This is a genomic window from Sphingobium sp. EM0848 (genome assembly GCF_013375555.1).
Lineage (GTDB): Bacteria > Pseudomonadota > Alphaproteobacteria > Sphingomonadales > Sphingomonadaceae > Sphingobium.
The window spans coordinates 1,572,837-1,592,722 of record NZ_JABXWB010000005.1 but is presented as its reverse complement, the minus strand read 5'-3'; the positions used below and the strand labels follow the sequence as shown (position 1 = coordinate 1,592,722).

Here is a 19,886-nt window from a genome sequence, read left to right as displayed (position 1 = left end):
CAACAAAAAACTTAGAGCGTGCCCCCTGCGTCCGAATTAACGCAGCGCGCTCTAAGATGCGCTCCGACTCCGGCGCAATATCGACCGGATCATGCCCCATTGACGGCGATTGCGCGAGCAGATGGTCGATTTGCAGGAACCTGATAACGAACGATGGGTTTCCCTGATATAGGACCGGGAGAGTAAAGCCGCCATGGCAGCATCGTTCGAGAAGCTGTTGATTGCAAACCGCAAGCCGGTGCTTTCCGGCCTTGCTGTCCGCGAATTTTTCAGAAATCCGCTGGCAGTTGGTTCGGCCTTTCCGGCTTCACGTCATCTGGTGGAAAGCATGATCGCGCCCATCGACTGGAGCGGCATGGCCCGTGTCATCGAATATGGACCGGGAACGGGCATTTTCACCCGTGCCCTGTTGGCCCGATTGCCCGAACATGCGCAATTGCTGGCGATCGATACCAGTGCAGCCTTCGTCAGTGACCTGCGCAAACGGATGCATGACCGCCGCCTCATCGCTGTCAGAGGATCGGCATATAATGTGCTGAACATCATGGCGGATCAGGGAATGGACCGGGCCGACTGCATCCTGTCCGGCTTACCCTTTTCCACCATGCCTCCGGGCCGCGCCGAGCGCCTGATGGACAGGAGTTGCCGCGCACTGGCGCCCGATGGCCGGTTTCTGGCCTATCAGATGCGCAGGGCGGTAGGACCGCTTCTCGCCCGTCGCTTCACCAGAGTGGCGACGGGCTTCGAATGGCGGAATATTCCGCCCTGCCATCTCTATTGGGCCGGAGAACCCCGTTAAACTCAGGCTGCCTCCGAAACCTCTGCGATAAGTGCCAGCACCTTTTCCGCATGTTCCTTTCGGCAGATGAGGAGGTCGGGGAGGTAGACGTTGCTCTGGTTGTAGACGAGCGGCGAGCCGTCGATGCGCGAGCAATGGAGGCCATGGGCCTGCGCGACCGCGACCGGGGCCATGCTGTCCCATTCATATTGGCCGCCCGAGTGCAGGTAGATGTCGGCCTGACCCAGGATCACCGCCATTGCCTTGGCACCTGCCGAACCCATGGGGACCAGTTCGGCGCCCAGCCGTTCCGCCACCGCGACCGCCTCGGCAGCAGGCCGGGTGCGGCTGATCACCATGCGCAGCTTGTCCGGGGCAGGAGGCAGGTCGCGGGGCTTGTCAGAGCGCAGCACCGTGCCGCCATCCAGACCGGGGAGGGCGACCGCGCCGATGCTGGGCTGGCCGTCGATCGCCAGCCCCACATGCACCGCCCAGTCGCTCCGTTCCTCACCATATTCGCGGGTGCCGTCGACCGGATCGACAATCCACACCCGGCTCATGGCGAGCCGGTCGGCATTGTCCTTTTCCTCCTCGGAGAGCAGCCCGTCCTCGCCCCGCACTTCGCGCAGGGCATGACACAGGAACTGGTTGGCGGTCTGGTCCCCGGCCTTGCCCAGCGCCTTGGCGCTGAACAGGCCGCTTTCCCGCACATCGATGAGGATGCGCCCGGCAATCTCCGCCAGATGGGCGGCGAGATCGGCGTCGGTCATGCTGTCCACCGCCGCGCTCATGGGATGATCCTCGCGACGATGGCATCGGCCGCTTCCTCGGCGCTCATGCCGGTGGTGTCGATGCGGATTTCCGGGTCCTCCGGCGCCTCATAGGGGCTGTCGATGCCGGTGAAGTTCTTCAGCTCCCCGGACCGCGCCTTTTTGTAGAGGCCCTTGACGTCGCGGGCCTCGGCCTCGGCCAGCGGGGTGTCGATATGCACCTCGATGAACTCGCCCGGCTGCATCATCTGCCGCACCATGTCCCGCTCGGCCCGGAAGGGCGAGATGAAGGCGGTGATCACGATCAGCCCCGCATCGGTCATCAGCTTGGCCACCTCGCCCACGCGGCGGATATTCTCCACCCGGTCGGCATCGGTGAAGCCCAGATCCTTGTTCAGCCCATGACGCACATTGTCGCCGTCGAGCAGGAAGGTGTGGCGGTTCATCCGCGCCAGCTTCTTCTCGACAAGGTTGGCGATGGTCGACTTGCCCGCGCCCGACAGTCCCGTGAACCACAGCACGGCCGGCTTCTGGTTTTTGAGATTGGCGTGGAAGTCGCGGCTGACGTCGGTCGCCTGCCAGTGGACATTCTGCGCCCGCCGGAGCGAGAAGTGCAGCATCCCCGCCGCCACCGTGGCGTTGGTGATCTTGTCGATCAGGATGAAGCCACCCAGCGTCCGGTTCGCCTCATAGGGTTCGAACACGATCTGCTTGTCGGTCGACAGGTTGGCGACGCCGATGGCATTGAGCTCCAGCGTCTTGGCCGCCAGATGCTCCATCGTGTTGACATTGACCTGATATTTGGGGTGCTGGACCGTCGCGGTGACGGTCTGCGTGCCGATCTTGAGCCAATAGGGGCGGCCGGGCAGCATCTCCTCGTCCGCCATCCAGACGATGGTGGCTTCGAACTGGTCGGCGGCCTGCGGCGGATTGTCCGACGCCGCGATCACGTCGCCGCGCGAGCAGTCGACCTCATCGGCAAAGCAGAGCGTCACCGACTGACCCGCGACGGCCACATCGAGATCGCCGTCCAGCGTGACGATGCGGCTGACCGTGCTGGTCTTGCCCGAGGGGAGGACGCGGATGGCGGCGCCCTTGCGCACCGTGCCGGTCGCGATCTGGCCACTAAAGCCACGGAAGTCGAGATTGGGGCGATTGACCCACTGGACCGCCATGCGGAAGGGCTTTTCCTGATCGGAGACCTGATCGACCTCGACCGTCTCCAGATGCTCGATCAGCGCCGGACCCTTGTACCAGGGCGTATTCTCCGACGGACCGGTGATATTGTCGCCCTTGAAGCCGGAAATGGGCATGGCCGTGAAGGCCTTGATGCCGATCGAGTTGGCGAACTCGGTATAGTCCTTGACGATACCGTCATAGACCGCCTGATCATAATCGACCAGGTCCATCTTGTTGATGGCGAGGACGATGTTCTTGATGCCGATGAGGTGCGCCAGATAGCTGTGGCGGCGGGTCTGCGTCAGCACGCCCTTGCGCGCGTCGATCAGGATGACGGCAAGGTCGGCGGTGGACGCGCCGGTCACCATGTTGCGCGTATATTGTTCATGGCCGGGCGTGTCGGCGACGATGAACTTGCGCTTTTCAGTGTTGAAGAAGCGATAGGCGACATCGATGGTGATGCCCTGCTCACGCTCGGCGGCGAGGCCGTCGACGAGGAGGGCGAAGTCGATGTCCTGCCCCTGCGTGCCGACGCGCTTGCTGTCGGCTTCCAGCGCAGCCAGCTGATCCTCGAAGATCATCTTGCTGTCGTAGAGCAGGCGGCCGATCAGCGTCGACTTGCCATCGTCCACCGAGCCGCAGGTGATGAAGCGCAGCATCGTCTTGTGCTGGTGCGTTTCGAGATACTGGTCGATGTCCTCGGCGATGAGGGCGTCGGTCTTATAGATGACATCCGCGTCCGACATTAGAAATACCCCTCCTGCTTCTTCTTTTCCATGCCGGCGCCGCCGGCGTCCTTGTCGATGGCGCGGCCCTGCCGTTCCGATGTGGTGGTGAGCAGCGTTTCCTGAATGACTTCGGGCAGCGTCTTGGCCTTGCTCTCGACCGCGCCGGTCAGCGGATAGCAGCCCAGCGTGCGGAAGCGGATCGAGCGCATCACCGGCGTCTCGCCTTCCTTCAGCGGGAAGCGTTCATCATCGACCATCAGCAACATGCCGTCGCGCTCCACGGTCGGGCGTTCCTCGGCAAAATAGAGCGGCACGATCGGCACGTCGTTCAGGTGGATATATTGCCAGATATCCAGCTCGGTCCAGTTGCTGATCGGGAAGACGCGGATGCTCTCGCCCTTGTTCTTGCGGGCGTTGTAGAGGTTCCACAGTTCCGGCCGCTGGTTCTTGGGGTCCCAGCCGTGCGAGGCGGTGCGGAAGGAGAAGATGCGCTCCTTCGCCCGGCTCTTTTCCTCGTCGCGGCGCGCGCCGCCAAAGGCTGCGTCGAAGCCGTAGAGGTTGAGCGCCTGCTTCAAGCCTTCGGTCTTCCACATGTCGGTGTGCAGCGCGCCGTGGTCGAACGGGTTGATGCCGCGTTCCTGCGCTTCGGGGTTGTGATAGACCAGAAGTTCCATGCCGCTCTCGCGCGCCATGCGGTCGCGCAGCTCGTACATCGCCTTGAACTTCCAGGTCGTGTCGACGTGCAGCAGGGGGAAAGGCGGGGGCGAGGGATAAAACGCCTTGCGCGCCAGATGCAGCATCACCGCGCTGTCCTTGCCCACGGAATACAGCATCACAGGCTTCTCAGCCTCCGCCACTACCTCCCGCAATATATGGATGCTCTCCGCCTCCAGACGCTCCAAATGCGTCAGCCTTTTCGAATCGATCATCGTTCACCCACCTTCTTTTATGACAGCCTGATGGCAGAAGAAGGAGAAGGCTGGACCTCCCATATGGGAGGCTGTACATATTAGTCATGCGACTGGACGATGGCGGATTATTGGCGGCCCTTCATGAGGGCATGTTCGAGCAACCCCTGTGGAACGGGTTTCTCGAAAAATTGCGTGCGCGCACGGGGGCGATCTATGTGACGCTGATTTTCCGCACCATCGACGAGGATACGGTCATCGAACTCTATGCGGGCGTGACCCCGCCCGCGCATTTTCGGACCCTGTTCCTCGAAAAATATGCCCGGGACCCGCTGGCCTATCGCCACATGCGCGAGGGGCGCGTCTATTCGCTGGAGGAACTGATCGATCCCAATGATCCGGTTCATCGATCCTTCCACGAAGAGCTGATGCTGCCGCAGGGCATGACGAACATGCGTTCCGTTCGGGTGACCGAGCCAAGCGGCGTCGACGCCTGGCTTGGCTGCGTGGGCGGGCGGGAGATCGGCACCGCGGTCGGTTCCCTGCTGACCGCGCTGGTTCCGCACCTGCGAATCGCGCTACGCAGCTTCGTGGCCTTCGAACGGGAACGGTTTCGTTCATCGGTGACATCGGAGGCGTTCGGGCGGTTGAATTTCGGCTGGCTGACGCTGGACGCCCGCTGCCGGATCATCGACATGACCCCTCATGTCGAACAGCTTTTCCAGCGGAACACGGTACTCAGGCGCGGACGTTACGACCGGCTGACGCCTGCTTCACCGGCGTTGGATCGCGAACTGACGGCACTGGTGAAGCGCTATGCCGAGGATGGAGACAGCCGCCCCAAAGCAATCAACCTCAGCCGCGATCCGTGGATGGACATGCTGATCGCGCCCATTCACAGCCAATCGGTCTCATCCAGTTCCAAGCCGGTGGCCATCGCCTATCTGAGCGGCGATCGCTGGTCACAGGCCGACCGCTGCGAACAGTTGACGGACCTGTTCGGCCTGCTGCCCAGCGAAGCTCGGCTGGCATGGGCGATTGCCGGCGGACTCTCGATCCAGGAAGCAGCGCGGGAGTTGGGCATTACGGTGGAAACCGCGCGCAATTATTCCAAGAAGGTCTATTCCAAAACCGGCTCGCGGGGGCAGGCGGAACTGGTCCGCAATATTCTGACCAGCGTGCTGGCTATTGCGTAAAAGGCGAGGGACAGGTTTTTGCAAAGGGTTCAGGTGCGGATCACGCTTCGTCAGCTTGCCGTGTTCGAAGCGGTTGCACGGGAAGGCAGCATTGTCAGGGCGTCCGAGGAATTGGGACTGAGCCCCTCGGCGGCGAGCATGTCGCTGAAGGAACTGGAAACCCATCTGGGGATCAGCCTGTTCACGCGAGGGCGGCGGCGGATGACCCTATCGGACCGTGGGCGGACGATGCTCGAAATGGCGCGAGCGGTTCTGGTGCAGGTCGCCGATATGGAGGCACTGTCCATGCCGGAGGAACTGCGCGGACGGCTGCGCATCGGTGCCGCGGCGCCAGTGGGCAATTATGTATTGCCGCGCCTCTGCGCCGATTTCATGCGCCGCCATCCACAGGTGCGGATCGACCTCAAGATTCTGCCGTCGCAGGATGTGTTGGAGGGCGTGAGGAAAATGGCACTCGACATCGGTTTCGTCGGGGCGCCGGTCAATTCCAGCTATCTGGATGCCCGTCCGTGGCTGCGCGACGCGCTGGTTATCTGCGTTGCGCCGGGCAGCCCGCTGGCGCAACTCGGCACCGTGCATCTCGCCGATCTGGCGCAGGAGGGCTGGGTGCTGGAAAAGACGCTGTCGAGCGAGCGCATCTCTTTCACCGTCGAAGCGCTCAAATATATCAACTCGCTCAATATCTTGCTGGAAACCGACAGTGTGGAGGCGGTGAAACGAGCGGTCGCGTATGGCGCTGGCCTTGCCTGCCTGTCGCGGCTTTCGGTCGAGGATGAAATCGGGCGTGGCGAGCTTGTGGCTCTTGACGTGCCGGAATTGCGCTTCACCCGCGTTTTCAGCCTGGTCAGCCGTCACGACACGCAACAGAGCCATGCCTTTCAGGCTTTCCAGACCTTTGCGCTGGAGGCGGCCGAGAAGGGTGATCCGGACACGCTCGAAGAAAAATATCCTCCTTGTCGATGATTTTCGCACTTCGATTTGGAAACCACCGCTTATGCTCGTTGTTCCTGCTGTTTAGAAAAGGCACTTTCTGTCCCCGATAGAAATGACACCTTTGAGGACAGCAGGGGCTGCGTGGAGCCATCGGCTTAGCGCAGCGCAGGCCCTGCTGTGAGCGGAACATGGAGGGGAGGGGCATGGACCCGCTGCGCAGGCAGCGGGCTCGGTCAACGCCGGTCGGACAGGCTCAGCGGGCCTTCACAAACTCCAGCGTGCCCCGCGCCTGCAACTCGGCCTCGCTGAGCCGGGGGCCACGCTTGAGCTTGGGACCGCCCAGGCGACGGCGATCGACCTTTGCCGGCGCTTCCGGCTCGGGGAACAGATGCATGGGCTGGTCGCGGCGGGCAGGCGCATTATTGTTCCGCTGCCGGTGATGCGGCGCCATCGCCTGGATCTGCTTCGCCAGCATCAGTGCCGCGTCGAGATGCTTGTTGTCGACAATGGCAGGTTGATTGATCCGGGGCATCTTGTCGAACAGGCGATAGGGAAGGGAGCGCTCCTCATGACGGATCTCGACCTGGCCATCAGGATATTCGCAGATGTGGACACGCTTACCTACCAGGGCCTTGCTGATCGCAGTCGGCTCCAGAATGAACAGAATCTTGTTGTAATGCAGCGTCAGTGCCTTTGACACCTTCCGCTTTTCGCGCCAGACCATGACGGAGTGCAGATCATCCCGCGGCGCCAGAGGGCGGTGCAGATCACGACTGCCTGCCGCCGGGCGCGCAAAACGCGCATTGTGCGTTAGGCGATAGCTGCTCAGAAAGGCGTTGGCGTCCGCAATCGTCGATATGCCTTCCAGGCGCATCGCCTTGACCAGGCGATCCTGCAAGGTGCCGTTCGCCCGTTCGACCCGGCCCTTGGCCTGCGGCGAGTTGGCGCAGATGATCTCGATGTTCAGCGCATCGAGCGCGCGCCCGAAATGCGTCATGCCATCACCCTTCGCCGTCGCCTTGGCGTTGCGGAACACCGAATGCTTGTCGGAATAAAAGGCCACCGGCTTGCCGTGCCGCTCGATATATTCGCGTGTCGCCTCCATGTAGGAAAAGGTGCTTTCACTCTCGACCATCTTGAGATGCAGCAGCTCGCTGGTCGCGTCGTCGATATAGACAAGCAGCGTGCATTTCGGACCACGCGTCTCGAACCAGGCGTGCTCCGAGCCGTCGATCTGGACCAGCTCGCCACGGCACTCCCGCCGATGGCGTGGCTGATAGGGCCGAGAACGACGGGCAGCGCGATCCTGCCAAATGCCCGCCTCGATCATCAACTGCCGCAATGTCTCGCAGCCGATGCTGATAGCATGACGTTCCGCCAGATATTCTCGGGCCAGGGTGGGTCCGAAGTCATGATAATGTTCGCGCACGATCGATAGAATCCGCCCGCGAAAGGCCTCGCTGTGACGCCGGTTGCTCGGCCGGCCACGTTTGCGCGACACCAGGCCTGAAGCACCATCGGTCCGCAACCGTTCCAGCAACCGGAAAATCTGCCGGCGCTGCAATCCCAGCAGAAGCGCCGCATCCTCAACCCGAAGTTCGCCGCGCTCCACACGTGACAATGTATCAAACCGCAAAAGCTCGCCATCGCTCATCGCAACCACCGGCATAAGCGCGTCCTCCCGAACTGCCAGGAGGACCATGCCACCGAGCTCTGCTAAGGACGCCCGACGGTGTCATTTCTATCTAGCAGAGGGGTGTCATTTCTATCCGGCGCTTACATTCGTTTAGATCGATAATATTCATTATGTTAAATATACTTGCTGGCATAGCTCCATGCTGAGAGCAGCCGGCATTTCAAGCAGAAATATGGCCGGAAGCAGTGTTTCGGTCATCGGCCAGCCTTCAAATAGATCCAGGGGCGACGCTGACGATCGGCATCGCGCCAGCCGTCGATCGCACCCTTGTGCTGAAGGCTGAGATCCACGGCGTCCCAGCCATTGCAGAGCATCAGGCGGGCATCATCCTCCAGCACGAAGGCGAAGGGGCCGGTCGCGCCGCTGCGCACGGTCATGGCGTCGAGATCGACAATGACCGGCTCCGCGCCATCCGCGGCCTGTATCGCCTCGCCCAGTGCACCCGCCTGGTCGGCGGGAAGTTGCACAGGCACGACGCCGTTGCGGACGCAATTATTGCGGAAGATCGGGTTGAAGGACGGCGCGACCACCGCGCGGAAGCCATATTCATGCAGCGCCCAGACCGCATGTTCGCGGCTCGACCCGCAGCCGACATTCTCACCTGCGATCAGGACGACCGCCTTGTCGAACGGCGGACGGTTCATCAGGAAATCGGGCTTGGCCTCCCGGCTGCCGACCGCGACATAGCGCCAGCCAGCGAATAGCCCGTCGGCAAGCCCTGTCTTGCCCACCGATTTCATCTCACGCGAGGGGATGATGATGTCGGTGTCGATATTGTCGAACAGCAGCGGCAGGGCGCTGCCCTCTATCGTCTGGATCGGATCGCGGCTCATGCGGGCGCTCCTTCACGCGGATCGGCGATGCATCCGGCAATAGCGGACGCGGCGACCAGTTCGGGCGACGCGATATGGGTGCGCGTCTCCGGCCCCTGCCGGCTTTCGAAATTGCGGTTGGTGGTGGAGAGCACCCGCTCTCGCAGACCGAAGCTCTCTCCCCCAGCGAAAAAGCACATGGAACAGCCCGGCTCACGCCATTCGAAACCCGCCTCGATCAGCGTCGCGGCAATGCCTTCCGCTTCAGCGGCTGCCTTGACCGCGCCCGATCCGGGCACGCAGATTGCCCGCACGCCTGGCGCGACCTTGCGGCCCGCGACCTGCTTCGCCGCGCGGCGCAGGTCCGACAGGCGGCTGTTGGTGCAGGAACCGATGAACACGGCATCGATGGGCAGTCCCTTGAGCGCTACGCCATCTTCAAGCCCCATATAGCTGAGCGAACGGGCATGGTTGGCGGCGGTGCCGCGCGAACGCCCCTCCTCATAGGCGGGAACAACGGCCGTCACCGGCACCGCCTGCTGGGGACTGGTGCCCCAACTGATCATCGGTTCCACATCAGCGGCATCGACGGCGATTTCCCTGTCGAAGCGCGCATCGGCATCGCTCACCAGTTCGCGCCATGCCTCGACCGCCTGATCCCACAAAGCTCCGGCAGGCGCCAGCGGTCGTCCCGTGAGCGCGGCGAACGTCACCTCATCAGGCGCGATCAGCGCGCTGAAGGCAGACATTTCCGTCGCCATGTTGCACAGCGTCTGGCGCTGCTCGATGTCCAGCGCGGCAATCCCCTGACCCGCGAACTCGACCGCATAACCCTGCGCCCCGTCCGATCCAATCCGCGCGATCAGGTGCAATGCCAGGTCCTTGGCACTCACCCCCGCAGCCAGCCGCCCTGACACCGTGATCCGCATCGTCAGCGGACGGCGGACACGCAGTGTGCCGGTGATGAGTGCATGTTCCGCCTCACTCGACCCGATCCCCCAGGCCAGTGCGCCGAATGCGCCCTGCGTGCCGGTATGGCTATCGGGGCAGACCAGCGTTGCGCCGGGCAGCACTATACCCTGCTCAGGTGACACGACATGGCATATGCCCTGCCGCGGATCGCCGAGATCGAACAGGGTGATCCCCGCCGCCTTCGCGGCATCGCGCGTTTCAATGATAAACGCCTTACCCGTGGGCATCAACGTGTCGTCGCTGCGTCCGGGGAGCGTATCGACGATATGATCCATCACCGCAAAGACGCGCTCCGGGCTGGCCACCGCGCGTCCCGCTTGAGTGACGGCCTTGAGCGCGACGCCCCCCGTCCGCTCGTGCAACATCAGGCGATCGATCGCGATCAACGCGACCCCGTCACCCAAATCCGCGATCACATGGTCGCGCCAGATTTTTTCGAACAGGCTACTCATTCATCCGCCATCGACTTTATTTGTTCTATTTATATAACATTAATGGTTGAACTGGTACCGGTCAACAGCGTCGGCCAAAATGCTCGCACTGCAACCACCGATCCGATAAAGCTCGCCGGAGAATGACCCTGATCGACCGCGACGACGCCATCCCGCTCTACCACCAGCTGTTCCTTCAGCTGCGCGACGAGATCATGTCGGGCCGCCGTGCCTTTGGCGATAGCATGCCCACGGAGGCGGAGCTGTGCGACCAATATAGCGTATCCCGAATCACTGCCCGTCGCGCGCTGGCGGAGCTGGCGGAAACCGGCCTTGTCGAGCGCCGCCGCCGCACCGGCACGCGCGTCATCTTCCAGTCACCCGCCCGCCCGCTGGAGGCCGATGTCGATCAGGCGGTCGAGGCGCTGGTCGCCTTCGGCCGCAAGACGGAGGTGCGCCTGATCGGACTGGACGAAGGCCCCGCTTCTTCCGAGGTCTGCGCCCTTCTCAACCTTCCGCTGGATGCGCTCGTCGTCCATGCCCGTCGGCTACGTTCGCTGGACGGGGAGCCGCTAGGCCTTGTCAGCAGCTGGATGCCGGCCGCCGTCGCCGCCCATGTCCCGTTGGCAGGTCTAGCGACCACGCCGATACTGGAGTTGCTGCGTGGCGCGAACCTGACCATCGGCTCAGCGCACCAGACGATCGCAGCCGAACTCGCCAATGCTGAACTGGGCGACTGGCTGCAAATCCCGCAGCGCAGCGCCCTTCTCATGATAGAGCGCCTCGTGCGCGACGGCGCGGGTGCACCCATGCTCCTCACCCGCGCCCATTATCGTGCCGACCGCTATCGCGTCACGCTCGATCTGGGGTCGAGCACGACACTTCACCCCAGCGCGCCAGCCGCCCGCAGCGCGGACATCTCCTCAGCCGAATAGCCTGCTTCTACTAGGACGTCGACGCCATCGACACCCGCCTGCGGAACATCGTGGCGAATGCCGCTGCGCTGGCCGTCAAACTCCAGCGGCAAGGCAGGCATATGAGCCACGCTCCCGTCCTTCAACGTGATCGGGACCAAGCCGCCCTCGGCATTAAGGTGCGGATCGTCGAACAGGTCGCCGGGCTTGGCGATCGGCGCAAAGGGCAGTCCGGCGCGCTCCAGCGTCTCGACCAGTTCGCTGCGCGACTTTGACGTGAACAGCGCGCGCACCACGGGCAGGATCTGGTCCCGCGCCAGCACGCGCTGATTATTGGCCGCAAAGTCGGGATTGTTGCCAATGTCGCCCAGATCGAACAGCTTGCAGAAGGTCTGCCACTGGCTGTCGGTGACGACGCCGACGAACAACTGTTCATCGGCATGGGCAGTCTCGAACACATCGTAAATGGCCCAGGCCGACACGCGCACGGGCATCGGGGCAGTCGGAACGCCGGTCACAGCCTGCTGCGCCATATGCTGACCGACGAGGAAGGCTGTCGTCTCGAACAATGAGCATTTGACCGCGCCGCCCTTGCCCGTCTTCTGCCGACGCTGAAGCGCGGCTAGAATGGCAATGGCGCCGAACATGCCGCCGGTAATGTCCACAACAGAACTGCCCGCGCGCAGCGGCCGTCCTGGAGGGCCGGTCATATAGGCAAGACCGCCCATCATCTGCGTCACTTCATCCAGCGCGGTGCGATGGCCGTAGGGTCCCGCCAGAAAACCCTTGGCAGAGCAATAGACGAGGCCGGGATTGCTGTCCTTGAAGCTATCCGGCCCTAAACCCATTTTCTCAAGCGCGCCTGGACGGAAATTCTCGATCACCACGTCCGCACCCTCGATCAAACGGCGGGCGGCGGCAAGGCCCGCCTCATTCTTCAGGTCCAGGCAGATGCTGCGCTTGTTGCGGTTGAACATCGGGAAATAGCCTGCGCCTGAACCCAGCAGATTGCGGGTATGGTCGCCGCCCACCGGCTCCACCTTGACCACATCGGCGCCCAGATCGGCGAGCACGACGCCCGCCGTCGGCCCCATCACCATATGCGTGAATTCGATAACCCTGATCCCCGCCAACGGCAGGTCAGCATCGGAAAGTGTCGCTGACATTTGGTACTCCATCTCGACAGGCAATTTTATTTGGTATAGTTTTAATACAAATTGATCCGCGAGGTGGCAATGGCAGATAATCACAGTGCGAATAACGGCGTTGACAGCAGCCCTGTCGATATATTGGTGAGCGAGGTCGGCCCGCGCGACGGCCTGCAGAGCATCATTCCGATCATGCCCGTCGCCGCGCGCAAGGCATGGATCAGCGCCGAGGCCGCCGCCGGCGTGAGGGAGATCGAGGTCGGCAGCTTCGTTCCGGCCAAGATCCTGCCCCAGTTGGAAGGCACGGCGGAGATCGTCGCCCATGCCTGTTCCATCCCCGGCCTGACCGTTGCCGTGCTGGTGCCCAATGCCAGGGGCGCGCGGGATGCCATCGCGGCGGGCGCACACAAGATCACCATCCCGCTGTCCGTTTCCGAAACTCACAGCCTGCGCAATCTGCGCCGCACCCATGAGCAGGTACTGGCCGAAGTCGCGGAAATCGGCGCCGAGATTCGCGCCCTGTCGCCTGTGAAGCGTCCGCATTTCGAAGGCAGCCTCTCCACCGCCTTCGGTTGCACGCTTGAAGGCGCGATTCCCGACGCGCAGATCCTGCGTCTGGCCGAGGCACTGATGGAGCGCGGTTGCGACGAGGTCGGCATTGCCGATACAACGGGCTATGCCGATCCGGCGGCGGTCAAGCATCTTGTCCGCATTCTGCGCGATACGGTTGGCGAAGCGGCTGTGCAGGGCATTCACCTGCACAATACCCGCGGTCTGGGGTTGGCCAATGTACTCGCCGCGCTCGACGCGGGCCTCACCACCGTCGATTCGTCGCTGGGCGGCCTTGGTGGCTGCCCGTTTGCACCAGGGGCCAGCGGCAATATCGTGACGGAAGACCTTGCCTTCATGCTGGAGGCCATGGGCCTGCGCACGGGCATCGATCTGGAGAAACTATTCGCAGTGCGAGAAATCCTGAAGCAGCATCTGCCGGGCGAACCCCTTTACGGGTTCAGTCCCGATGCGGGTTTGCCGCTGGGATTTGCCACGGCGGATGAAAAGCGGAAGGAAGCAGCATGACGATAATCGGAACCAGGATGATTTGCGAAGACAGGACCGCGCGCCAGTTGTTCGAGGACGTCATCGCCAATCCCGCGCGCAAGAAATTCGGCTTTGGCGAGAAACTCGCGATCGTGAATGTCGATTTCCAGCAGGCCTATACGCGGATCGACATGTTCAAGACCGCCTATGAAACCAATCCGCGCCAGATCGAATATACCAACACCATATCCCGCCTTGCCCGCGAAAAGGAAATGCCGGTGATCTGGAGCCGGGTCGCCTATAAGGATGACGCCGGGGATGCAGGCGTCTGGGGCACCCGCACCGATACGCCGGACTCGCTGCAGAACATCAAATATGACAGTGAACGCCACACCTTCGACCCGCGCTGCGAAATCGATCCCAACGACCTGCAATATACCAAGCGGATGCCGTCAGCCTTTTTCGAAACACCGCTGGGCAGCTATCTGCGCTGGCACAAGGTCGATACAGTGGTTGTCACGGGTGGCAGCACGTCAGGCTGCGTGCGCGCCACGGCAGTCGATGCTCTGTCCTACGGTTTCCGCACCATCGTCCCGATCGAGACCTGCGCCGACAAGCATGAAAGCTACCATTTCGCCAACCTTACCGATCTCGCCATCAAATATGCGGATGTGGAGCCGGTGCAGGCGGTGATCGACTGGCTGGAGGCACGCTGATGCAGGAAGGTGCAGCCGATCCCGGCCTTTACGATTTCCAGCGCTATCGCGGCCGTCAGAAGATCATCTGGCCGCGGGGCAAGACTGTCGCCGTCTGGGTCGCCCCGAATCTGGAATATTATGAACTGGACCCGCCCGCCAATCCAATGCGAAAAAGCTGGACGCGGCCTCATCCCGATGTGGTTGGCTACAGCCATCGCGATCATGCCAATCGCGTCAGCCACTGGCGAATGGCCGATGTGATGACGCGCCACGGCTTTCCGGGGTCGGTCAGCCTGTCGGTCGCGCTGTGCGACCACATTCCCGAAGTGGTGGAGGATGCGCGCCAGCGCGGCTGGGAATTCTTCAGCCACGGTATTTACAATACCCGCTACAGCTACGGCATGGATGAGGCGCAGGAGCGCGCTATCATCGAGGACAGCATCGCCACGGTCCAGCGCACCACCGGCCAGCGCATTCGCGGCTGGCTGGCCCCCGCTCTGACGCACACGCCACGCACGCTCGACCTGATTGCCGAATATGGGCTAGATTACACCTGCGACCTCTATCATGACGACCAGCCGACGCCGGTGAAGGTGAAAAGCGGTCAACTGACCGCCATCCCCTATAGCCTGGAGGTCAACGACCATTACGGCTTCTTCGTCTATAATATGAGTCCTCGCGACTATGCCGACACGCTGATCCGCCAATTTGAACGGCTGGCGAAGGAAGGCGAAAATTCGGGCACTGTGATGTGCATCCCGCTGCACAGCTATCTGATCGGCCAGCCCCACCGCATCGGCCCGTTCGAAGAGGTGTTGCGCCATATCGCCGCGGACGGCCGGGCATGGATCGCCCGCGCCGGTGAAATTGTCGATGCCTATCGCGCACAGACCGAAGGGAGCGCCGCATGAGCCTCGACCCTACCTATCTCGAATACCCCCGTCGTGCGCGCGGCATGGACCATGACCTCTATCCCTGGTCCCATTTCTTCAAGCGTCCGCCGGTGCAGTGGCCTGACGGCAAGTCGGTCGCGATCCTGCCGGTCGTCAGCCTGGAATGGTTCCCCATTCTGCCCGCCGACAAGCCGTTTCGTGCGCCCGGTCACATGCAGACGGCCTATCCCGACTATCGCCACTATACCGCACGCGAATATGGCACTCGGGTCGGCTTCTATCGCCTGCTCGACGCGTTCGATAAGGTCGGCGTCCGGATCAGCGTCGCCTGCAACGGCGCGATTGCCGAACGCTATCCGGAATTGGTCGCGGACATCGTCGCCGGCGGGCATGAGATCATCGCCCATTCAACCGACATGAACGGCACCATCGACAGCAGCCTGCCGCAAGAGGAGGAGCGCAGCCTGATCCTCTCCTCGCTCGCGATGATCGAAAAAACGACCGGACGGCGGCCGACGGGATGGCTCTCCATCGCCCGTTCGCAAAGCTTCGCGACGCCGCGCCTGCTTGCCGAAGCCGGCGTAGATTATATGTGCGACTGGGTGCATGATGAACTGCCCGTCCGGTTCAGCACACCGGGCGGCCCGATCGTGAACCTGCCGCTCAATCATGAACTGTCCGACCGGCAGATCATCAACGTGCAGCAGCAATCGGTGGACAGCTACGCAACGCAGATGCGGGATGCCTATGCCTGGCTCGCCAGCGAGGCGCAGAGCCATGGTGGCCGGATGCTGCCCATGCACCTGACGCCCTATATCATGGGCCTGCCCTATCGCATGGATGCCTTCGACGCGCTGATGGAGTGGCTGGCGGCGCAACCCGGTGCATGGTTCGCGACCGGATCGGAAGTCGTCGCCCGGTCGGGCGTTTGACTGGATAAAAAGGGGCGGCACGCAAACGCCGCCCCGCCATCATTCAGACGAGGAAATCCTCGACCAACCGGGTAATGTGGTCCGTTTCCAGATCGAACAGGCCATGCCCCAGTCCTGGCAATTCAACATAATGTGCGTCTTGGGTCCGCGGCGCATTGGCCTTCGTCACCGCATAAAGATCATCTTGGGGATTGAGGATCAGCGACGCGCTTCTTCGCCTGCTCGACCGGCTGTGGACATCGAGCGGGCCGACCTCCACGGCGTGCTCATCGCCTGCAAGGCCGCCGCGCGAGCGCTTCGCCAGCGTGATATGCGTCGGCCATAATCGCCGTCACTTCATCCGCACCCAGCACATAGACCGGCTCATAAGACAGCCCGCGACGGCGTGCCAGGCGCCAGTCATCGACATAGAGGGCTTTGCCCGATCCGAATTGCAGATTGACGAAATGCGCCAGTTGCGCCGATCCCTCCGCCGAATAGGCCGCGCGGAACAGCGCGATATCGACGATCTGCGAGCCGATCATGATCCAGAGATGGTTGCAATCGCCTGACCACCCCTCTGCGCCTTTCAACTTATCGACGCATGACAGAGGTTCGACGAAAGCATCACCTCCTTCGACGCGCAGCCTGCCCGCGACCACCTGCAAAGGCGCATCCCAGTCCCGTAGGAGATGGACAGCATAGGCGCCGGTCAGCGCGGAACGGTCGAGCGATTTCGGCATGACGCGCAATATATCGAGCGCCTTCCTGGTCAGGATCGCACCGGCAGCCTCATCGGTCTTCCAGGTCTTGAAAGCCTTGGCCGCAGGCCAGCCATGCTGCGCCGCAACCCCCTTACCCAACTCGCTCAAATCCTTCATCATGGCCGCCCATCTAACGCATAGTCCGCCCTCAGGCCAGTGCAGCCAAGAGAGGTTCATCGCAGGGGGCCATGACGCTTCCGGCTATCTGCGCATCAGGCCCATTTCACATTCACCGGCCTGTCATATTTACGCAAATCGATACCATTTTTGACCATTATCCATTTTCTGACTCGAAATTTGACATTATCATTTCGCATATATCAACATACTGCGTCATCGAACTGTATGCAGGATAATATGTTGATAATTCGACAGGCATATCCGCGATCTCACTAGTTATATGCCTTTTTTGCCACAGTTATCGTAGAATTTTTACACATCTCTCACGCATCCACTTGTGCAAAGAGATGATTCATGGTTGAAAATACAGGCTGCTGGCCAAGGACTGTATATTGATGGGAAATGACCTGTCGGTTCAACGAATGGCGGTCGGTCCCGATAATATTCGGGTCTGCTGAATCTTGGTAAAACAGCACCACCAGCGATCGGGCCAGGAACAGGAAGGGAGCAGAGCTTTCCAATAAATAAGGCAGGACCCAGCAAAGACGGGCCAAGCAGAAATCTAAAAAATGGGGAGAATGAGATGTCGAGGGATAAGCTTTCGCGGTTGCTGCTGATAAGCGCAGCCTGTGTCGCCACGCCTGCTGTGGCCCAGGAAGCACAGGCGAACCGGGGTCAGCTAGAGGATATTGTGGTCACCGCCCGGCGCACGGCTGAAGCCTTGCAGGACACGCCGGTCTCGATCAGTGCATTCTCACAGAATTTCCTTGAACGGCAGAATGTGCAACAGGTCGACAAGATCGCCCAGTTCACGCCCAATCTGGTCATTTCCCGACAACCCTCCAGCCTTTCTGCCGCGTCGATCCTGATCCGCGGCATCGGCCAGACCGAACCGTCCGCCGTCGCGGAGCCGGGGGTCGGCATGTATCTCGACGGCGTCTATATCGCCCGTACCGGCGGCGCGATCCTCGACCTTGTCGATCTGGAGCGGATCGAAGTGCTGCGCGGACCGCAGGGAACGCTGTTCGGCCGTAATACCATCGGCGGCGCGGTACAGCTCGTTTCGCGCACCCCGACCGACGATTTCGGTATTCAGGAGAAGCTTGGCTATGGCAGCTTCAATAGCTGGTACACCAAGACGACGCTCAACACCGGCCATCTTCTGGGATCGCCGTTCAAAGCGACGATCTCCTATCAGCATCGTGAGAAGGATGGCTGGGTCGACAACAAGCTCACCTCCCACGATCCCTATGGGCTCAAGAGCGACGCAGTCTGGGCGCGGCTGCACGGCGATCTCTCCGACTCGCTGAAACTCGACTACAGCTTCGACTGGAACAAGCAGAAGGGTCAGCCCCCCTATTTCCAGCTTGTCGCAGCATCGGCCGATGTCCTCAACTATTTCAGCCGATCCGCATCGCTGGGCGGCGATCCGCTGATCTTCAGCCGCGAACGGTTGCGCGACGGCCTGCAGGAAGGCTTTACTGACACCAGGGGCAATTATCGCTGGGACTCCCGGTCGAAATCCGTCGGGCACGCGCTGACCCTGGAATATGATGCGTCCAAGGCCCTGACGCTCAAGTCGATCACGGCCTATCGCAAGTTTGATCAGGATACGATCCTGGGCCTGAGCGGCAATGGCAACTTGCGGGGTGTTGTATTCGATGCCACTTCGCCGACTTTGACGTCGGTACAGCGTGTAACGACTTATCAGGGCAATAATGCTCCCCAGACACAGGAACAGTTTTCGCAGGAATTGCAGGCGACTGGAGAAGTTGGCGATTTCAAATATGTACTTGGCGCCTATTATTTCTATGAACGGGCAGAAGAGTTCAATCACCAGTTCCTGACGATTGTCACGCCGGTCACGGGTCTGACCAACTTCGGTTTCCCGGCGGCGGTCGTCGGTGCGGTGCAAGCGCTTAATCCGGGCCTCGACCTGATCGGGATCAACGCTTTCCCGCCCGCCCATTTCGGCGGCACGGCGGATTCCTATGCCCTTTTCGGCCAGGCCAGCTGGCGGCCGTCGGCGCTGGACGGCCGGTTGGAAGTGACCGGCGGACTGCGCTATACGTGGGACTCGAAATCACTGTTCATCGACAATGACGGCAATGGGACGCCCGACGTTCGGGGCAAAACACGATTTACCAACCTGTCCTGGCTGGGATCGGTCAATTATAAGATCACCGATGAAATCATGGTCTATGGTCGGGTATCAACCGGGTACAAGAGTGGCGGCTTCAATCCGCGCACGACCGTGCTCAACAGCTTCAACCCCGAAAAGGTGCTGTCCTATGAAGCCGGCCTGAAGGCCGACTGGTTCGACCGTCGACTGCGGACCAACCTTGCGCTTTATTACACTGATTACAAGGACAAGCAGATCAATCAGTTCGCCTCCGGCACGGGCGGCGCAACCTCGATCATTTTGAACGCGGGCAAGGCACGCATCCAGGGCGTCGAGTTCGAGGCGACGGCAGTCCCGGTCGAGGGCCTGACCCTGACCGGCTCGCTGGGCTATACCGATCCCAAGTTCAAGCAGTTTGCCTTCCGTGACCCCGTGACCAATATGGTTATTGACGTTGCGCATGAGGCCCGCTTCTCCAACGTCCCCAAGTGGAACTGGAACGCCGGTGCGCAATATAGCTTCCCCTCATTCGGCTTTGGCGAATTGTCCGCGCAGGTGAACTATTCCTACAGGAGCAAGATGTATTTCTTCCCGCTCGACCGGGTGAACATCTTCAACAAGGATGTGGCCTCCCCCGGCCAGGGCACATTGTCGGCACGGCTGACCCTGTCGAATGTCGAGTTGGGCACACGGAGCAAGATGGAAATCTCGGCCTGGGGTGAAAATCTCGCGAACAATGACAAGCTCGCCTACGGCATCGACTTTGGCGGTCTGGGATTTGGCGGTGCCTATTTCGCCGAACCGCGCAGCTTCGGCGTCGACGTGAAACTAACATATTGAAACACATCAGGATCGAACCCTGATGCCCTGAGACC

General features: G+C 61.5%; 19 protein-coding genes. 9 read left to right on the top strand and 10 right to left on the bottom strand.

The window, feature by feature from the left end:
* The first annotated feature begins 193 nt into the window (after positions 1 to 193).
* Positions 194 to 799: a class I SAM-dependent methyltransferase gene (locus tag HUK73_RS25370; protein ID WP_218036726.1), complete on the top strand. Its 606-nt coding sequence runs from the start codon at positions 194 to 196 to the stop codon at positions 797 to 799.
* Between the two features lie 2 nt (positions 800 to 801).
* Here the strand turns inward: HUK73_RS25370 and HUK73_RS25365 are convergent, their stop codons facing one another.
* From HUK73_RS25365 to cysD, 3 genes are read right to left on the bottom strand one after another with little or no spacing between them, the layout of a single operon-like run.
* Positions 802 to 1,548, bottom strand: coding sequence for a 3'(2'),5'-bisphosphate nucleotidase CysQ (locus tag HUK73_RS25365; RefSeq protein WP_176594828.1), 747 nt, complete (start codon positions 1,546 to 1,548; stop codon positions 802 to 804).
* Between the two features lie 17 nt (positions 1,549 to 1,565).
* The gene (cysN, locus tag HUK73_RS25360; protein WP_176594497.1) at positions 1,566 to 3,473 is read right to left on the bottom strand and encodes a sulfate adenylyltransferase subunit CysN; all 1,908 of its coding nucleotides are present in this window, start codon (positions 3,471 to 3,473) and stop codon (positions 1,566 to 1,568) included.
* Entirely contained in the window at positions 3,473 to 4,384 is a 912-nt protein-coding gene (cysD, locus tag HUK73_RS25355) for a sulfate adenylyltransferase subunit CysD (protein ID WP_176594496.1), read from the bottom strand. Before cysD ends, cysN begins: the two co-directional genes overlap by 1 nt.
* Positions 4,385 to 4,515: 131 nt before the next feature.
* Between cysD and HUK73_RS25350 the strand changes: the two genes are divergently transcribed.
* On the top strand, positions 4,516 to 5,559 hold the full coding sequence (locus HUK73_RS25350) for a helix-turn-helix transcriptional regulator (RefSeq protein WP_255326547.1): 1,044 nt from the start codon (positions 4,516 to 4,518) through the stop codon (positions 5,557 to 5,559).
* Positions 5,560 to 5,577: 18 nt separating this feature from the next.
* A complete protein-coding gene (locus tag HUK73_RS25345) occupies positions 5,578 to 6,522 on the top strand; it encodes a LysR substrate-binding domain-containing protein (RefSeq protein ID WP_176594494.1) in 945 nt (314 codons plus the stop codon).
* Between the two features lie 223 nt (positions 6,523 to 6,745).
* On the opposite strand, the gene HUK73_RS25340 is transcribed toward HUK73_RS25345, so the two are convergent.
* The 3 genes from HUK73_RS25340 to HUK73_RS25330 form a co-directional block, all read right to left on the bottom strand.
* Complete coding sequence (locus HUK73_RS25340; protein WP_176592847.1) at positions 6,746 to 8,161, bottom strand: ISNCY family transposase; 1,416 nt, start codon at positions 8,159 to 8,161, stop codon at positions 6,746 to 6,748.
* Between the two features lie 221 nt (positions 8,162 to 8,382).
* Positions 8,383 to 9,021 (bottom strand): 3-isopropylmalate dehydratase small subunit, encoded by a 639-nt coding sequence (gene leuD / locus HUK73_RS25335; RefSeq protein ID WP_176594493.1) that lies wholly within the window; start codon positions 9,019 to 9,021, stop codon positions 8,383 to 8,385.
* Positions 9,018 to 10,424: a 3-isopropylmalate dehydratase large subunit gene (locus HUK73_RS25330; RefSeq protein ID WP_176594492.1), complete on the bottom strand. Its 1,407-nt coding sequence runs from the start codon at positions 10,422 to 10,424 to the stop codon at positions 9,018 to 9,020. The genes leuD and HUK73_RS25330 overlap by 4 nt, the downstream gene beginning before the upstream one ends.
* A 122-nt stretch (positions 10,425 to 10,546) precedes the next feature.
* On the opposite strand from HUK73_RS25330, the gene HUK73_RS25325 reads away from it, so the two are divergent.
* Positions 10,547 to 11,338: a GntR family transcriptional regulator gene (locus tag HUK73_RS25325; RefSeq protein ID WP_176594491.1), complete on the top strand. Its 792-nt coding sequence runs from the start codon at positions 10,547 to 10,549 to the stop codon at positions 11,336 to 11,338.
* Here the strand turns inward: HUK73_RS25325 and HUK73_RS25320 are convergent.
* Positions 11,287 to 12,483 carry a CaiB/BaiF CoA-transferase family protein gene (locus HUK73_RS25320; RefSeq protein WP_176594490.1) on the bottom strand — a complete coding sequence of 399 codons (1,197 nt, stop codon included), beginning with the start codon at positions 12,481 to 12,483 and terminating at the stop codon, positions 11,287 to 11,289. The two genes, HUK73_RS25325 and HUK73_RS25320, sit on opposite strands and share 52 nt — an antisense overlap.
* Before the next feature lie 69 nt (positions 12,484 to 12,552).
* Between HUK73_RS25320 and HUK73_RS25315 the strand changes: the two genes are divergently transcribed.
* From HUK73_RS25315 to HUK73_RS25300, 4 genes are read left to right on the top strand one after another with little or no spacing between them, the layout of a single operon-like run.
* Positions 12,553 to 13,542 (top strand): hydroxymethylglutaryl-CoA lyase, encoded by a 990-nt coding sequence (locus HUK73_RS25315; protein WP_176594489.1) that lies wholly within the window; start codon positions 12,553 to 12,555, stop codon positions 13,540 to 13,542.
* Entirely contained in the window at positions 13,539 to 14,219 is a 681-nt protein-coding gene (locus tag HUK73_RS25310) for an isochorismatase family protein (RefSeq protein WP_176594488.1), read from the top strand. Before HUK73_RS25315 ends, HUK73_RS25310 begins: the two co-directional genes overlap by 4 nt.
* Complete coding sequence (locus HUK73_RS25305) at positions 14,219 to 15,112, top strand: polysaccharide deacetylase family protein (protein WP_176594487.1); 894 nt, start codon at positions 14,219 to 14,221, stop codon at positions 15,110 to 15,112. The genes HUK73_RS25310 and HUK73_RS25305 overlap by 1 nt, the downstream gene beginning before the upstream one ends.
* Complete coding sequence (locus tag HUK73_RS25300) at positions 15,109 to 16,026, top strand: polysaccharide deacetylase family protein (RefSeq protein ID WP_176594486.1); 918 nt, start codon at positions 15,109 to 15,111, stop codon at positions 16,024 to 16,026. Before HUK73_RS25305 ends, HUK73_RS25300 begins: the two co-directional genes overlap by 4 nt.
* A 43-nt stretch (positions 16,027 to 16,069) precedes the next feature.
* Here HUK73_RS25300 and HUK73_RS25295 read toward each other — a convergent pair whose 3' ends face one another.
* From HUK73_RS25295 to HUK73_RS25285, 3 genes are all read right to left on the bottom strand, one after another.
* Positions 16,070 to 16,285, bottom strand: a complete 216-nt coding sequence (locus tag HUK73_RS25295) for a hypothetical protein (protein WP_176594485.1) — start codon at positions 16,283 to 16,285, stop codon at positions 16,070 to 16,072.
* A 7-nt stretch (positions 16,286 to 16,292) separates the two neighbouring features.
* Entirely contained in the window at positions 16,293 to 16,889 is a 597-nt protein-coding gene (locus tag HUK73_RS25290; protein WP_176594484.1) for a hypothetical protein, read from the bottom strand.
* Positions 16,890 to 17,212: 323 nt separating this feature from the next.
* Positions 17,213 to 17,443: a hypothetical protein gene (locus tag HUK73_RS25285; RefSeq protein WP_176594483.1), complete on the bottom strand. Its 231-nt coding sequence runs from the start codon at positions 17,441 to 17,443 to the stop codon at positions 17,213 to 17,215.
* A 29-nt stretch (positions 17,444 to 17,472) separates the two neighbouring features.
* Here HUK73_RS25285 and HUK73_RS25280 point away from each other — a divergent pair, with 29 nt between their 5' ends.
* Positions 17,473 to 19,851, top strand: a complete 2,379-nt coding sequence (locus HUK73_RS25280) for a TonB-dependent receptor (RefSeq protein ID WP_176594482.1) — start codon at positions 17,473 to 17,475, stop codon at positions 19,849 to 19,851.
* Positions 19,852 to 19,886: the final 35 nt, after the last annotated feature.